The organism is Streptomyces sindenensis (assembly GCF_014649035.1).
Classification (GTDB): Bacteria; Actinomycetota; Actinomycetes; order Streptomycetales; family Streptomycetaceae; genus Streptomyces; species Streptomyces sindenensis.
Window position 1 is genome coordinate 159,477 of record NZ_BMSG01000008.1, and the last position, 14,396, is coordinate 173,872.

Annotated in this window: 15 protein-coding genes; 9 read left to right on the forward strand and 6 right to left on the reverse strand. The window is 71.5% G+C overall.

The genetic code is table 11. From position 1 onward, the window contains the following. Positions 1–81 precede the first annotated feature (81 nt). From IE145_RS12490 to IE145_RS12505, 4 genes are all read left to right on the forward strand, one after another. A complete protein-coding gene (locus IE145_RS12490) occupies positions 82–1,077 on the forward strand; it encodes an ABC transporter ATP-binding protein (RefSeq protein ID WP_189520996.1) in 996 nt (331 codons plus the stop codon). Positions 1,078–1,082: 5 nt separating this feature from the next. Then, positions 1,083–1,862 (forward strand): ABC transporter permease, encoded by a 780-nt coding sequence (locus IE145_RS12495; protein ID WP_189520997.1) that lies wholly within the window; start codon positions 1,083–1,085, stop codon positions 1,860–1,862. 139 nt (positions 1,863–2,001) lie between these two features. Further along, the gene (locus IE145_RS12500) at positions 2,002–3,186 is read left to right on the forward strand and encodes an ABC transporter ATP-binding protein (protein ID WP_189520998.1); all 1,185 of its coding nucleotides are present in this window, start codon (positions 2,002–2,004) and stop codon (positions 3,184–3,186) included. Next, the gene (locus IE145_RS12505; protein WP_189520999.1) at positions 3,183–4,034 is read left to right on the forward strand and encodes an ABC transporter permease subunit; all 852 of its coding nucleotides are present in this window, start codon (positions 3,183–3,185) and stop codon (positions 4,032–4,034) included. The genes IE145_RS12500 and IE145_RS12505 overlap by 4 nt, the downstream gene beginning before the upstream one ends. Before the next feature lie 24 nt (positions 4,035–4,058). On the opposite strand, the gene IE145_RS12510 is transcribed toward IE145_RS12505, so the two are convergent. Beyond that, the gene (locus tag IE145_RS12510) at positions 4,059–4,388 is read right to left on the reverse strand and encodes an Rv1322 family protein (RefSeq protein WP_010072153.1); all 330 of its coding nucleotides are present in this window, start codon (positions 4,386–4,388) and stop codon (positions 4,059–4,061) included. Between the two features lie 212 nt (positions 4,389–4,600). Here IE145_RS12510 and IE145_RS12515 point away from each other — a divergent pair, with 212 nt between their 5' ends. Continuing rightward, the gene (locus IE145_RS12515) at positions 4,601–5,650 is read left to right on the forward strand and encodes an LLM class flavin-dependent oxidoreductase (protein ID WP_189521000.1); all 1,050 of its coding nucleotides are present in this window, start codon (positions 4,601–4,603) and stop codon (positions 5,648–5,650) included. A gap of 144 nt (positions 5,651–5,794) precedes the next feature. Here IE145_RS12515 and IE145_RS12520 read toward each other — a convergent pair whose 3' ends face one another. Next, positions 5,795–6,187, reverse strand: coding sequence for an SCO5389 family protein (locus IE145_RS12520; protein WP_006127608.1), 393 nt, complete (start codon positions 6,185–6,187; stop codon positions 5,795–5,797). Between the two features lie 272 nt (positions 6,188–6,459). Here IE145_RS12520 and nucS point away from each other — a divergent pair, with 272 nt between their 5' ends. Further along, positions 6,460–7,131: an endonuclease NucS gene (gene nucS / locus IE145_RS12525; RefSeq protein ID WP_006127607.1), complete on the forward strand. Its 672-nt coding sequence runs from the start codon at positions 6,460–6,462 to the stop codon at positions 7,129–7,131. Between the two features lie 81 nt (positions 7,132–7,212). Here the strand turns inward: nucS and IE145_RS12530 are convergent, their stop codons facing one another. From IE145_RS12530 to IE145_RS12545, 4 genes are all read right to left on the reverse strand, one after another. After that, positions 7,213–9,696, reverse strand: a complete 2,484-nt coding sequence (locus IE145_RS12530) for an ATP-binding protein (RefSeq protein ID WP_189521001.1) — start codon at positions 9,694–9,696, stop codon at positions 7,213–7,215. A 238-nt stretch (positions 9,697–9,934) separates the two neighbouring features. Next, positions 9,935–10,258: an STAS domain-containing protein gene (locus IE145_RS12535; RefSeq protein WP_003966237.1), complete on the reverse strand. Its 324-nt coding sequence runs from the start codon at positions 10,256–10,258 to the stop codon at positions 9,935–9,937. Positions 10,259–10,535: 277 nt separating this feature from the next. Beyond that, entirely contained in the window at positions 10,536–11,384 is an 849-nt protein-coding gene (locus IE145_RS12540; protein WP_189521002.1) for a 3-hydroxyacyl-CoA dehydrogenase family protein, read from the reverse strand. Positions 11,385–11,533: 149 nt separating this feature from the next. Continuing rightward, positions 11,534–12,175, reverse strand: a complete 642-nt coding sequence (locus IE145_RS12545; protein ID WP_189521003.1) for a TetR/AcrR family transcriptional regulator — start codon at positions 12,173–12,175, stop codon at positions 11,534–11,536. 90 nt (positions 12,176–12,265) lie between these two features. Here IE145_RS12545 and IE145_RS12550 point away from each other — a divergent pair, with 90 nt between their 5' ends. Genes IE145_RS12550 through IE145_RS12560 form a run of 3 tightly spaced genes read left to right on the forward strand, consistent with a single transcriptional unit; the run spans position 12,266 to position 14,394 of the window. Then, the gene (locus IE145_RS12550; protein WP_189521004.1) at positions 12,266–13,048 is read left to right on the forward strand and encodes an ABC transporter ATP-binding protein; all 783 of its coding nucleotides are present in this window, start codon (positions 12,266–12,268) and stop codon (positions 13,046–13,048) included. A 10-nt stretch (positions 13,049–13,058) separates the two neighbouring features. Next, the gene (locus IE145_RS12555; RefSeq protein ID WP_189521005.1) at positions 13,059–13,808 is read left to right on the forward strand and encodes an ABC transporter permease; all 750 of its coding nucleotides are present in this window, start codon (positions 13,059–13,061) and stop codon (positions 13,806–13,808) included. A gap of 13 nt (positions 13,809–13,821) precedes the next feature. After that, entirely contained in the window at positions 13,822–14,394 is a 573-nt protein-coding gene (locus IE145_RS12560; RefSeq protein WP_189521006.1) for a cob(I)yrinic acid a,c-diamide adenosyltransferase, read from the forward strand. Positions 14,395–14,396 lie beyond the last annotated feature (2 nt).

Sequence of the window (14,396 nt, forward strand, 5' to 3'; positions counted from 1 at the left end):
CCCGCGGTCCCGCTACCCCCGTGTGCGCCCGGTTCCGCCCTTGTGGTGGCGCCGGGCGCTCTGGCGTTCTAGCGTGTGCGCATGATCGAGCTCGAGGGACTCACCAAACGTTTCGGCAGCAAGGTCGCCGTCGATCATCTGTCGTTTCAGGTCAGGCCGGGTATCGTGACCGGCTTCCTCGGCCCCAACGGGGCGGGCAAGTCCACCACGATGCGGATGATGCTCGATCTCGACAACCCCACCAGCGGTACGGTGCGCATCGACGGCAAGCACTACCGCGACCTCCAGGAACCGCTGAAGTACATCGGGGCGCTCCTCGACGCCAAGGCGATGCACGGCGGCCGCAGTGCGTACAACAACCTGCTGTGCCTCGCGCAGAGCAACCGCATCCCGAGCAGCCGGGTCGACGAGGTGCTCGACATGGTCGGGCTGAGCGCGGTCGCGAAGAAGAAGTCCAAGGGGTTCTCCCTCGGCATGGGCCAACGGCTCGGGATCGCCTCCGCGTTGCTGGGCGACCCGGAGATCCTGATGTTCGACGAGCCGGTCAACGGACTGGACCCGGAGGGCATCCACTGGATCCGCAACCTGATGAAGGCGCTCGCCTCGGAGGGCCGGACCATCTTCGTCTCCTCGCACCTGATGAGCGAAATGGCGCTGACCGCCGACCACTTGATCGTGATCGGCCAGGGCAAGCTGCTCGCCGACACCTCGATGGCGGACTTCATCCACGAGAACTCCCGCAGTTATACGCGGCTGCGCTCACCGCAGTACGAACGGCTGCGTGACGTGCTGCACCAGGAGGGCTTCACGGCCGTGGAGACGGCGGGCGGCGTCCTGGAGATCGACGGCGCCACGACCGAGGAGCTGGGCGAGCTGGCGGCCCGGCACCAGGTGGTGCTGCACGAGCTGAGCTCCCAGCGGGCCTCGCTGGAGGAGGCGTTCATGCAGATGACCGCCGGCTCGGTGGAGTACCACGCCCACTCCGAACGGGACCCGGCGGCCGAACCCCCCGCGGTGGGGGCCGGCTGGGGCGAGAACTGGAACAAGCCGGGCAGCAACAACACCGAGGGGAAGTGACGACGATGGCATCGGTACCCGCGGTTCTCGCCTCGGAATGGACCAAGATCCGGTCGGTCTCCTCGACCACCTGGACCCTCATCTCCGCGTTCGCCGTCACGGTCGTGATGGGCGCGGCCCTGAGCGCCCTGCTGAACGCCACGTTCGACGACCTCTCCGAGGCCGAGCAGGCCACGTTCGACCCGACCTTCGTCAGCTTCTCCGGGACCATTCTCGGCCAGCTCGCGATGGTGGTGTTCGGGGTGCTCGTGGTCGGTACGGAGTACAGCTCCGGCATGATCCGCACCTCGCTGGCGGCGGTGCCCCAGCGCGCCACGTTCCTCTTCAGCAAGATCACGGTGGCCGGGGTGCTGGCCCTCCTCGTGGGGCTGCTGACGAGCTTCGTCTCGTTCTTCCTGAGCCAGGCCATGCTCGGCGACCGGGGTACCGACATCGGCGCGGACAACGTGCTGCGCGCGGTCGTCGGCGGCGGGCTCTACATGGGTCTGATCGCGATCTTCTCCATGGGCGTGGCGGCGATGCTGCGCAGTTCCATGCTGTCGCTCGGCATCCTGATGCCGTTCTTCTTCCTGGTCTCGCAGATCCTCTCGGCGGTGCCGGGGGCCAAGGACGTCGCCCAGTACTTCCCCGACCAGGCCGGTTCGAAGATCATGCAGGTCGTCCCGGACGCGCTGAACTCCGAGCCCGCCCCGTACGGGCCCTGGGGAGGGCTCGGGATCATGGTGCTCTGGGTGCTGGCCGCGGTGCTCGGCGGCTTCCTGGTCCTGAAGCGCCGGGACGCGTAGAGCCCGTAACCGCCCGCTCGCACGCTGTGCACAACTTGGCCGGAACCTACAGTGCCTGGTTATCCTCCTAACTCTTACGGGGGTGTGCGGCCGGGCGGCCCGAGCCCCGAACGACAGAGTGAGTCGATGGGGCTGGAGCATGATCGAGGCAGTCGGCCTGACCAAGCGCTACGGTGCGAAGACGGCCGTGGACGACCTTTCCTTCCAGGTGCGGCCGGGTGCCGTCACCGGCTTCCTCGGTCCCAACGGGTCGGGCAAGTCCACGACGATGCGCATGATCCTCGGCCTGGACCGCCCCACCGCAGGTCACGTCACCATCGGCGGCCACCCCTACCGCAGCCTGCCGAACGCGCCGCGCCAGGTCGGCGCTCTGCTGGACGCCAAGGGCGTGCACGGCGGCCGCTCCGCCCGCAACCACCTGCTGTCCCTGGCCCAGCTGGCCGGCATCCCGGCGGCCCGGGTCGACGAGGTGCTCGGCGTCGTCGGCCTCCAGGACGTCGCCAGACGGCGCTCCAGCGGCTTCTCGCTCGGGATGGGGCAGCGGCTCGGGATCGCGGCGGCGCTGCTCGGTGATCCGCAGGTCCTGCTGTTCGACGAGCCGGTCAACGGTCTCGACCCGGAGGGCATCCACTGGGTCCGCAATCTGATGAAGATGCTGGCCGCCGAGGGGCGCACGGTCTTCGTCTCGTCCCACCTGATGAGCGAGATGGCCCTCACCGCCGACCATCTGATCGTGATCGGGCGCGGCCGGCTCCTCTCCGACATGAGCGTCACGGACTTCATCTCCGCCAACTCCGCCGACTTCGCCCGGGTCCGGGTGCCCGAGGACGGCCCCGAGGACCGGCAGAAGCTGACGGCCGCGCTCATCGAGGCGGGCGGCCGGGTCCTGTCGGAGCCGGGCGGGGCCCTGCGGGTCACCGGGCTGCCGCTGCCGAGGATCAGCGACCTGGCCCACGGCTGCGACGTACGGCTCTGGGAACTGTCCCCGCACCAGGCGTCGCTGGAGGAGGCGTACATGCGCCTCACGCAGGGCCTGGTGGACTACCGTTCGTCGGACGACGCCAAGGCGGGGCTCGTGGAGCCGCCGCCGCTGGACGCGTACGGGAATCCGCTCGGCGGCCACGCCGATGCGCCCGCCGAGCCCGTGGAGGTGCCGCAGGAGGGCTGGTACGCCCCGCCGCCGCCCGCTCCACGCCCGGCCCCGGCCCCGGCGCCCGCCTCCTCCCCCGTCGCGGAGCCGTCCCGTCCCACCGAGCCCGCCCCGGCCGCCGAGCCCTCTTCCGCCGCCCCGGCCAAAGAGCAGACCAGCAAGGACCCGAGATGACGTCCCCGGCCACCCCCCAGGACCGCAGGCAGGAGCCGGAGGCGGGCCTGCTGAGCTTCTACGCGTCGCCGATCCCCATCCGGCCCGCCACCCTGGGCGACGCGATCGCCTCGGAGTGGACCAAACTCCGTTCCGTACGCGCGACGGTCTGGACGCTCGGCGTGATGGTCGCGCTGATGCTGACGGTCGGCGTGTGCACCGCGCTGCTGCTCGCGGCGAACGACACCGACCTGGTGGGCGAGCCGGCCCTCGTCCTCGGCTTCTTCGGGGTGCTGCTGGGCTCGCTCTGCGTGATCACGCTCGGGGTGCTGACCATCGGTTCCGAATACAGCACCGGCATGATCCGTACGACGCTGACGGCGTGTCCGAGCCGGGTACGGGTGCTCGCGGCGAAGGCGATCGTCTTCTTCTCGCTGACCTTCGTCATCACGACGGTGACCGCCACGGTCGTGGCGGTGCTCCAGACCCTCATCCTGAGCGGTGCGGCCACCCCCTCGGGGGGCGAGTGGGCGCTCTCGACGGTCGGTGTCGGGTTCTACATCGCGGGCCTCGGCCTGCTGTCGCTCGGGATCGGTGCGATCGTGCGGCACTCGGCGGGCGCGATCACCATCATGATCGGCGTGGTGCTGCTGCCGCTGGTCCTCGCGCTCTTCATGTTCGCCGACGATCTGCGCAGCGTGCAGCGCTTCCTGATCGAGTACTCGATCCCCAACCAGCTCAGCGCGCTCTACGGCACGACGATGACCAATTCCGGCCCGTCCGGGTGGGAACCGCTGCTGGTGATGCTGGGCCTGGTGACCGTGGCGCTGGGCGGGGCGGTCGCGCTGCTGAACCGGCGCGACGTCTGAAGGGCTCTTCAGCGGCGCGGTGCGTCAGTAGCGCGGCGCGTTCCGGGACCGCTGCACCTTCGTGGTGCGGCGGTCCTTCGCGTTCCAGCATGCCTTGTGCCAGTGCCTGCGGTCGTCGATGCCGCCGTACTCCGGCCAGGCCACCAGGTGCGGAACCCCGGAGGGAATCTCCTGGTCGCAGCCGGGGCAGCGGTACCGCTTGCCCTGGGCGCTCGCGCCGCTGACCGGGCGCACCGACCACTCCTCGCCCTGCCAGCTCTCGGTGGCCCCTCCCCCGCCGTACCTGCCGGGCGCCGTACCGGGGCGTTCGTCGGGACTCTCGCCGCCACGGGGGCGGTTGCGGCGCGGGGACACGGGACACCTCACGGAAGCGGATCGGGCTGGATCCCACCAAGCCTAGGCGGTCCCGTCCGGGGCGGTCGTCGGCCGGCCCGCCGGTCCGGTCCGGCAGTGGGGTGAGTTAGCGGAAAATCGCAACAACTTCCGCCCGGACCGTGCCTTTGGCACGTGTCAGACGTTGTTGCCGGTGGGGGAGAACCGCGTCGGCCGCAAGGAGGCAATAGGCGATGCGCATCGGAACGTTCGTTCTGGCAGCCCAGTTCCCGGGACAGGGGCCGGGTGAGGCCCTGCACCGGGCCGTCCGGTCCACCGAGGCCGCGGAGGAGAGCGGGCTCGACTCGGTCTGGCTGGCCGAGCACCACTTCGTGCCGTACGGGGTCTGCCCGTCGGCGACGACGCTGGCCGCGCTGCTGCTGGGCCGCACCCGCAGAATCCGGGTCGGCACGGCGGTGAGCGTGCTGCCCAACCACCATCCGGTCGCGCTCGCCGAGCAGGCCGCGCTCCTGCATCTGACCAGCGGCGGACGCTTCTCGCTCGGGGTGGGCCGGGGCGGTCCGTGGGTGGACCTGGAGGTGTTCGGCGGCGGTCTCGACGCGTACGAGAGGGGCTTCCCCGAGGCGCTGGACCTGGTGCTCGACTGGCTGCGGGAGCCGCGTGTCGCGGGGCGCGGCGAGCGGTTCGGCTTCCGCGAGGTGGCGGTGGTGCCGCGCGCGGACGAGCTCCTGGTGGACCGGGCGGACGCGGGGCCGGGTCCCTCGGGGCCCGAGGTCGTCGTGGCGTGCACCTCGCCGAAGAGCGTGCGGCTCGCGGCGGCGCGGGCGCTGCCCATGCTGCTGGGCATGCACTGCGGTGACGAGGAGAAGGCGGAGATGGTCGCCCTGTGGCGTACGGCCGCGCGGCAGGCCGGCCATCCGCCGGAGGTGGTGGAGGGGGCCGCACATGTGTCCGCCGGGGTGGCCCAGATCGCGGACGACGCCGGGGACGCCACGGAGATGCTGGTGAAGACGATGCCGGGCTGGCTGCGCCAGGGGCTCGACGCCCATGTCACGGTCGACGGCCGGCACCGCGTGATGCGGGACCCGGTCGCGTACACGGAACTGCTGTGCGGGCTGCACCCGGTGGGCACACCGCGGCTGGCCGCGGACCGGCTCGCGGCCACCGCCGAGCGGACCGGGATCACGCGGTTCGCCCTGCTGGTGGAGGGATCGGGTGATCTCGCGGCGACCGAGGAGAACGTGCGGCGGCTGGGCGCCGACGTGCTGCCGCTGCTCACCTGACCCGTGTGTGCGCCTGTGTCGGCGCCGGTGTCTGCGCCTGTGCATGGACAAGGACCTCGCGTGGGACATGTGGTGCGGTGGTACGGGAGCTGCCGCCCCGGAGCCAGTTGCACCTCCCGCGGCCCGGGACGGCAGCAGAAGCGTTCAGCAGTCCCGTAGTTCGGGCGACTGGTTGAGCAACTGGCCCCTCACCGAAGTGAACTTGGCCAGTCGGTCGTCGACCGAGGCGTCCAGCGGGAACACCGCCACGCGGTGGCAGTTCTGGAATGCGAGACGCACTCCGAAGTGCCGCTGGAGCGCGCCGCGTATCGCATCACTCGCGAGCGCGCGCAGCAGCTGACCACGAGCCTGCTCGTCCGGCGGCGGCGTCTGGTTGTCGGCGAACTCTCCGCCGTCGACCTTCAGCTGAGCCACCAGCGAGCTGATCATCTCCCATGCGAAGGGCAGGGAGGTCCGGACGCAGTCGACGAAGTCGGCTTCGTCGACCTCGCCTCGCTCGGCCTGTTCCAACAGCGCCGGTGAGACGTCGAGCGACATGGGTTCTCCTCTCGCGACCCCGGAGAGTGGCCGGGGCCTTACGGGCAGGGAAGGGGGGCGACGACGCAGCGTGCACGGGCGGCGACCTCCTGCTTCCACGGTAAGCGCGCGGTCCGGGCCGCACCAGGAGATTGGGAACACAACCGGCCAATAACGAAGGGGCGCAAAGAGGGGCAAGCCCGCGCCGCCCCGGTGCGGCGTGCACCGAGTGACGGGAGGCGACGGATGGGGAAATCGCGTCGGGCCCCTGTCGTCGAGTAGCGTTGCCCACCATGCGTCTCGTCATCGCCCGTTGCTCCGTGGACTACGCGGGCCGGCTCACAGCCCACCTGCCCTCCGCCCCCCGACTGATCCTGGTGAAGGCGGACGGAAGTGTCTCCATCCACGCCGACGACCGGGCGTACAAACCGCTCAACTGGATGTCCCCGCCGTGCACCCTGAAGGAGGGCGTCGACGGTGAGGAAGGCGTCTGGACCGTGGTGAACAAGGCGGGCGAAAAACTGATCATCACCATGGAGGAAGTCCTCCACGACTCGTCGTACGAGCTGGGCGTCGACCCGGGGCTCATCAAGGACGGCGTGGAAGCACACCTCCAGGAGCTGCTGGCGGACCGGATCGAGATCCTCGGCGAGGGCCACACCCTGATCCGCCGTGAGTACCCCACCGCGATCGGCCCGGTGGACATCCTGTGCCGGGACGCGAACGGGCAGACGGTCGCCGTGGAGCTGAAGCGGCGCGGTGACATCGACGGCGTGGAGCAGCTGACGCGCTATCTGGAGCTGCTGAACCGCGATCCGCACCTGGCGCCGGTGCGGGGCGTCTTCGCCGCGCAGGAGATCAAGCCGCAGGCCCGGGTGCTGGCGACGGACCGGGGCATCGGCTGTCTGGTCCTGGACTACGACGCGATGCGCGGCATCGAGGACGACAAGCTGCGGCTGTTCTGACCGTCCGGCACGTCTGCGGACGAGAGCCCGGGTGGCTCACGCGGAAGCGTGAGCCACCCGGGCTCTGTGCGTCCCGCCCGCTCAGACGGCCGGGTCGGCGACCGCGCCGGACTCCGGTGCGCTCGCGGACTCGACGGGGCCGACCGCGGAGGTGGAGGTGTCCGGCTCGGAGGATTCGTCCGCGGACGGCGTGGGCGTCGGGTCCGGCGACTCGCTCTCCGACGCGGAGGGCGTGGGGCTCGGGCTCTCGGTCTCGGTCTTCGTGGGCCGGGGCGACGTCTTCGTCGGCGTCGGCTCACCCGGCGTGCTGCTCTCCCCGTCCGTCGGCTCGCCCGTCGGTGACGTACTGCTCGACGAGGAGGCGCTCGGGGAGGGTGAGCCGGAGGTGCTGGGGCTCGCCGATCCGGAGGCGCTCGGGGTCGCGGACGTCTCGCCGGTGGTGGCCTGGGTCGGGGGCGGGACGTCGTCCGTCCCGTCGTCGGTCGAAGCGTCGTCGGCCGGATCCTCGGTGGCCGTCTGCTCGGTGGTGACGTTGCGGCTGCCGGGCTCGTCGCCGTCCGAGGTGACGCCGAGGGTGACGACGGTGCCGAGCACCGCGATCAGCAGGGCTCCCGCGCCCGCGGCGGCCAGGTTGCGCCGGGCGCCGCCCAGGACGGCACGGCCGGAGACCTTGCGCGCGGCGGGGGCGGGCGGCAGCGAGGAGATGACCGTGGGCTCCTCCTCGGCGGTGTTGCGGAGGAACAGGGGTGCCGCGGATATCCCGCCCGGCGGCGTACCCGGAAGGTCCTGGCGTACGGCGGTCGTCCCGTCGCCCGAGGGGGCGCCGCCGAGGGGGGCGAAGTCGCCGGAGCGGTCCGCGACCAGGGCGAGCGCGCGGCGTCCGGCCACGGCCCCGGACTTGTCGGCGAGCACGCCGCGCATCCCGATCGAGGTCTCCAGCTCGGTCCGGGCCCGGTCCGGGTTGCCGGTGCAGAGCGCGAGGACGCCCAACTCGTGGTGGAAGTACGCCTCTTCGGCGACCTCACCGGCGATCCTGGCGGCCTCCTGGCCGATCCGGAGCGCCCGCTCCCAGGCTCCCCAGCCCAGCCCGGCGGCGAAGGCCGGGGAGGCGCTGCGGGCCAGCAGGACGGCCGCGCTGGCCGCTCCCGCCTCGTCGCCCGGGACCAGCCGGGCCAGGGAGGCGACGATCGCGTCGGCCTCGGCGACGGCCCGCTGCGGGGTGACCGAGGGGTGCGAGGTCCACCAGGCGTAGTGCTGGGCGGCGGTACGGGCGTGGGTGGCGGCGTCGTCCTCGTAGCCGGCCGCCACGAGCTGGGCGAGGACTCCGGCGGCGAGCCGGTAGCGCGGCCCGGCCGGGGAGAGCAGGCCGCAGCCCGCGAGCTCGCCGAGCGCGGCGTCCGCGTGGGTGTCGCCCACGAGGGCCGGCAGATGGGCCTGGTGAGGCACCTCGCCGCCGAGGGCGACCGCGAAGCGCAGGGTGGCGCGGGCCGCCTCGCTGAGCCGGGAGGCGAGCAGCTCGGCGGGCGCGGCGCCCTCGCCGAGGCTCGGCAGGGGAACGTCGAGGGACTCGGCGGTGGGTGCGACGGGGGCCGGGGGCGCGTCGTCGGCGCGTGGCTCGAAGTAGTCGTACTCGTCGAAGTCCTCTTCGGGGGCGGCGCGCAGCCGGTCGCGCTGGACGAGGAGGGAGCCGGCCTGGACGAAGCGGAGCGGCAGCCCCTCGGACTCGAACCAGAGGTCGCCCGCCCAGTTCCGCTCCTCCTCGGTGAGGGGGCGCTCGACGACCTTCTCCAGCAGGGTGAGCGAGGCGCCGCGGCCGAGGCCGGCGAGGAGGACCTCCTCCAGGTGGGCGTCGATGCCGGGGCTGGTGTCGGTGGTGGCGGCGAGCAGGAAGGCGCACTCGGGGGTGGCGGCGAGCAGTTCGTCGAGGGCCGCCCCGCCGATCTCCAGGTCGTCGATGGTGACGACGGCGCCGATACCGCGGACGAGGGCGAGCAGTTCGTCGCGGTCGGGGCGGTGGCCCGGGGCCTCGTAGACGGCGTCGAACAGGGCGTGCAGCAGGTCGGTCCCGGTGCGGCCGCGGCCGTTGAGGCGGACGACCCCGTCGGGGGCCAGGTCGGCGCAGTCGGAGGCGACGGCGTCGAGCAGCGCGGTGCGGCCGGAGCCGGGCTGGCCGGTGAGGCGGACGCTGCGGCCGCGCGCCAGCAGCCGGACCAGGCGCTCGCGTTCCTCCTGGCGCTCCAGGAGCGGCAGCTGCGGCGCGGGCGGACCGGCGGGCACGGGGGGTGCGCCGACGCGTTCGTGGTCGGCGCGTTCGGCGGGGGTACGGCGGACCGGGGCGTCGGGGCCGGAGCCGGGCGGAATGGCCTCGACCTCGCTGCCGTCGACGGGGTTGACCGTGAGCAGCAGGTCGCCGGCGGTCAGCTGGACGACACGGACCTGCTGCGGCGTCTGCGGGCCGAAGTCGGCGCCGCCGGAGTCACGGGACGGCCGGCGGTGGCCGGGATCGCCGCCGGAGCGGTCGTCGTCCTGCCCGTACTCATCGGGTGCCCGGTGTGTCGGGTCCATCGCAAAGTCCCCCAGACGCGTCGTGCGTGGTTGCCCCTCCCGGCCTCACACGCGCCCCGCTGTCGCTTCCGGTCCGGTGTCCGCCATGGGTTCGTTGTCATTCGGCGGACGGCCGAACCCTAGACCTTGGCCCAGTATCCCTAAAGCGCCGGGGTGCCACGCCGTCCAGGACGTCACGTTCCGGTGAGGATTGCGTGACTTCCACGCCTGATGCCCGTGCCCGTCCGCCGGGCACTCCTCAGACGCGCGGCAGCGACTCCGCCGCGATACCGCCCTCGATGGCCAGGATGCGGTGCAGCCGGGTGGCCACCAGGAGCCGCTGCATCTGCGGCGGCACACCGCGCAGCACGAGGCGGCGGCCGGCCCGTCCGGCCCGGCGGTGGGCCCCCATGATGACGCCGAGCCCGGTGGCGTCCCAGGAGTCCAGCTCGGTCAGGTCCAGCACGAGGTCGCCGACTCCGTCGTCCACGGCGGAGTGCAGGACCGTACGGGCGTCCGCCGCGCTGCGGACGTCGAGGCGGCCCCCGACGACCAGCTCGGCGTGGTCGCCCCTGATGTGCATATGCGCTCCCCGGTCATGCTCCGTAGTAAGTCCGTCGGTCTGTCTGTCCGTCTGATCCGCTGTCGTCGCCGACCGAGTCTCTGCCACCACTGACTGCCGCGACGACGGGGAAGTTGCCGTCTGTAAGCGAACCGATACCAAATTCACTCGGTGGAGTGACTCCGGTTCGCCGGCCGCCGGTCACCGCCGGGTAGAATCCCCGGCTCCCCCGGCCCGGACGGCGCTGGGCCGGCCGGGCCGAGAGGGCGGATCCGATCGAGGTCCGTGGCGGATCCGATCAGTACGTGTAGAAGCCCTGCCCGCTCTTGCGCCCGATGTCACCTGCGTCGACCATCCGGCGCATCAGCTCGGGGGCGGCGAACTTCTCGTCCTGCGACTCGGTGTAGATGTTGCTCGTGGCGTGCAGCAGGATGTCGACGCCGGTCAGGTCCGCGGTGGCGAGCGGGCCCATGGCGTGGCCGAAGCCCAGCTTGCAGGCGATGTCGATGTCCTCGGCGGTCGCGACGCCCGACTCGTACAGCTTGGCGGCCTCGACGACGAGCGCCGAGATCAGCCGGGTGGTGACGAAGCCCGCCACGTCGCGGTTGACGACGATGCAGGTCTTGCCGACCGACTCGGCGAACTCCCTCGCGGTGGCGAGGGTTTCGTCGCTGGTCTTGTAGCCGCGCACCAGCTCGCAGAGCTGCATCATCGGGACCGGCGAGAAGAAGTGCACCCCGACGACGCGCTCGGGGCGCTCGGTCACGGCCGCGATCTTGGTGATCGGGATCGCGGAGGTGTTGGAGGCGAGGACGGTGTGCTCGCCGACGACCTTGTCGAGGGCGCGGAAGATCTCGTGCTTGACCTCGAGCTTCTCGAAGACGGCCTCCACGACGACGTCCGCGTCGGCCACGGCGTCGAGGTCGGTGGTCGTGGTGATCCGGCCCAGCGCGGCCTCGGCGTCGGCCGCCTCCAGTTTGCCCTTGGCGACGAACTTGTCGTACGAGGCCTTGATCCCGTCACGGCCCCGGGTCAGCGCGGCGTCGGTGACGTCCCGCAGCACGACGTCCCAGCCCGCCTGGGCGGAGACCTGCGCGATCCCGGATCCCATGAGTCCTGCCCCGATGACGGCGAGCTTCCTGGCCACGTTCGCACCCCTTGGTTTCTGTTCGCCCGTGCGCTTGAGTTCACGGGGGTTCACATACTCTCCGGCGGAGGTTAGTACCCGTCGGGCGCGCTGGGGCGGTGAAGAGATGCGCGTCACGTCTCAGATGACGGACATCACACCGGGACGCGTCATTCGGCTCCGCGCCGCGCGTAGTTGAGGACCTGATCGCTGAGCAGCCCCTCGATCCCGTCGAGGACGCCGAGGGCGTCGTGGGAGACGTCGACGGCCTTGCGGCCCTTCATCATCTCCTGGCTGACGTAGCCGACGAGGGCGTGCTCGATCCAGGCGATCTGGCCGCCGACGAGGAGCGGCAGCGGATCGTCCTCGCTCGCGCCGGTGTCCTCGCGCAGGGTGGCGACGACGGTCTGGAGCACCTCCTGCTGGAGGTACCAGAGGCGGGCCTTGAGGGTGGGGGCGTCCTCGATGACGCGCATGAAGTCGGCGAAGCCGTCCATGAGTCCGAACTCCGGGGAGACGGCGACGACGGCGGCGCGCACCTCGCGCAGGACGGCCTCGGCGGCGGACTCGCCCCGGTCGCGGGCGCGGACATACCGGGCGACGCGCTGGGTGACGTGCTTCATCCGGTCGAGGAAGAGGTCCTCCTTGGCCGGGAAGTAGTTGTAGACGGTGTTGACGGAGACGTCGGCCAGTTCGGCGATCTCGGCGACGGTCACCGTCACGAAGCCGTGTTCGAGGAACAGTCCGGTCGCCATGTCCGAGATGCGCTGCCTGGCCTGGCGCTTCTTGCGTTCCCTGAGTCCCTCAGCCATGCCTCCATCGTAGGACGCACCGGACGATCATGCTGTCTCTGAATTTTTGGAGTCATTGCAATTTTGGGCAGGCTCTGTTTTTCTGGCTCCATGACCGTCATCAGCACCTCCGGGCTGGCCCGGACCTTCACGACCCCGAGCGGCCCGGTGGAGGCCGTCCGCTGCGTCGACCTGACCATCCGCGCGGGAGAGATCGTCGCCCTCCTCGGCCCCAACGGCGCGGGCAAGACGACCACCCTGCGCATGCTGACCACGTTGCTCACTCCGACCGGCGGGGCCGCCACCGTGGCGGGCCACGACCTGCTCGCCGACCCGGCGGCAGTCCGCGCCGTCTGCGGGTACGTCGCCCAGTCCGGCGGTGTCGACCCGTTCCTGACCGTCCGGGAGGAGCTGGTCACCCAGGGCAGGCTGTACCGGCTGGGCCGGGCGGAGGCGGCGGAGCGCGCCGAGGAGCTGGCCGCCGCGCTCGGCCTCGGCGGACTGCTCGACCGGAAGGCGGTGACCCTCTCCGGCGGCCAGCGGCGGCGGCTCGACATCGCCATGGGCCTCACCCACCGGCCGACCGTGCTCTTCCTCGACGAGCCCACCACGGGCCTGGACCCCGCCAGCCGGGCCGACCTATGGGACCTGGTGCGGGACCTGCGCGACAGGGACGGCACCACCGTCATCCTGACCACCCACTACCTCGACGAGGCCGACGCGCTGGCGGACCGGCTGGTCATCGTCGACGGCGGCACGGTGGTCGCCGAAGGCACTCCGGCCGAACTGAAGACCCGGTACGCCGGCTCCCCCGACGCCGCCCTCCAGGACGCGTTCCTGGCCGCCACCGGCCGCCCCGCCACCCCCGCCGACTCCGCCCCCGCAGCCGTATAGGACCTCTCCCGTGCTCTTCCACGACACCGCGATCATCTTCGGGCGGTACGCCCGGCAGACGCTGCGCTCCCGCTTCCAGATCTTCTTCGGGATGCTGATGCCGCTGCTCTACCTGTTCTTCTTCGGCCCGCTGCTCCAGGACCTGCCGCTCGGCTCCCCGGCCGACTCCTGGCAGGTCCTCGTCCCCGGCCTGCTCCTCCAACTCAGCTTGTTCGGCGCGTCCTTCGCCGGTTTCGCGATCATCGTCGAGAAGTCCACGGGTGTGGTGGAGCGGATGCGGGTGACCCCGGTCAGCCGGCTCGCCCTGCTGCTGGGGCGGGTGCTGCGGGACGCCCTGCTCTTCACCTTCCAGGCCGTCCTGCTGGTGCTCGCCGCGCTGCTCATGGGGTTGCGCGCCCCGCTGGCGGGCGTCCTCATCGGCTTCGCGTTCACCGCCGTGCTGGCGCTCTCGCTGGCCTCGCTCTCGTACGCCCTGGCGATGCGCGTCGCCACTCCGCAGGAGTTCGGGCCGGTGATCAACGCGGTGACGATGCCGGCCATGCTGCTCTCCGGTCTGATGCTGCCCATCACGCTCGGCCCCGGCTGGCTGGACGTGCTCTCGCACTTCACGCCGTTCCGCTATCTGGTGGACGCGGTGCGGGACGCCTACACGGGCTCGTACGCCACGACGCACATGCTGTACGGGGTCCTGGTCGCCGCGGGTTTCGCCGCCGCGGCCGTGACAGTGGGCACACGGGTCTTCCGGCGGGCCGGAGCATAACTACGCTGACCCCATGGTCAATCTGACGCGCATCTACACCCGGACCGGCGACCAGGGCACGACGGCCCTCGGCGACATGAGCCGCACCGCCAAGACCGATCTGCGGATCTCGGCCTACGCGGACGCCAACGAGGCCAACGCGGTGATCGGGACGGCCATCGCGCTCGGGCAGCTGCCCGAGGACGTGGTGAAGGTCCTCGTACGGGTCCAGAACGACCTGTTCGACGTGGGCGCCGACCTCTCCACCCCGGTGGTCGAGGAGCCGAAGTACCCGCCGCTGCGGGTGGAGCAGAGTTACGTGGACAAGCTGGAGGCGGACTGCGACCGCTTCCTGGAGGAGCTGGAGAAGCTCCGCAGCTTCATCCTGCCGGGCGGTACGCCGGGGGCGGCGCTGCTGCACCAGGCGTGCACGGTGGTCCGGCGGGCCGAGCGGTCCACCTGGGCGGCCCTGGAGGTGCACGGGGAGACGATGAATGCGCTCACCGCCACCTACCTCAACCGCCTCTCCGACCTCCTGTTCATCCTGGCGCGGAGCGCGAACAAGGAGGTCGGGGACGTGCTGTGGGTGCCGGGCGGCGAACGGTAGGC

Coding starts and splice junctions, on each gene's coding strand:
- IE145_RS12490 (WP_189520996.1), top strand. CDS start 82: ATGATCGAGCTCGAGGGACTCACCAAACGTTTCGGCAGCAAGGTCGCC.
- IE145_RS12505 (WP_189520999.1), top strand. CDS start 3,183: ATGACGTCCCCGGCCACCCCCCAGGACCGCAGGCAGGAGCCGGAGGCG.
- IE145_RS12560 (WP_189521006.1), top strand. CDS start 13,822: ATGGTCAATCTGACGCGCATCTACACCCGGACCGGCGACCAGGGCACG.
- nucS (WP_006127607.1), top strand. CDS start 6,460: ATGCGTCTCGTCATCGCCCGTTGCTCCGTGGACTACGCGGGCCGGCTC.
- IE145_RS12495 (WP_189520997.1), top strand. CDS start 1,083: ATGGCATCGGTACCCGCGGTTCTCGCCTCGGAATGGACCAAGATCCGG.
- IE145_RS12515 (WP_189521000.1), top strand. CDS start 4,601: ATGCGCATCGGAACGTTCGTTCTGGCAGCCCAGTTCCCGGGACAGGGG.
- IE145_RS12530 (WP_189521001.1), bottom strand. CDS start 9,696: ATGGACCCGACACACCGGGCACCCGATGAGTACGGGCAGGACGACGAC.
- IE145_RS12500 (WP_189520998.1), top strand. CDS start 2,002: ATGATCGAGGCAGTCGGCCTGACCAAGCGCTACGGTGCGAAGACGGCC.
- IE145_RS12550 (WP_189521004.1), top strand. CDS start 12,266: ATGACCGTCATCAGCACCTCCGGGCTGGCCCGGACCTTCACGACCCCG.
- IE145_RS12535 (WP_003966237.1), bottom strand. CDS start 10,258: ATGCACATCAGGGGCGACCACGCCGAGCTGGTCGTCGGGGGCCGCCTC.
- IE145_RS12520 (WP_006127608.1), bottom strand. CDS start 6,187: ATGTCGCTCGACGTCTCACCGGCGCTGTTGGAACAGGCCGAGCGAGGC.
- IE145_RS12545 (WP_189521003.1), bottom strand. CDS start 12,175: ATGGCTGAGGGACTCAGGGAACGCAAGAAGCGCCAGGCCAGGCAGCGC.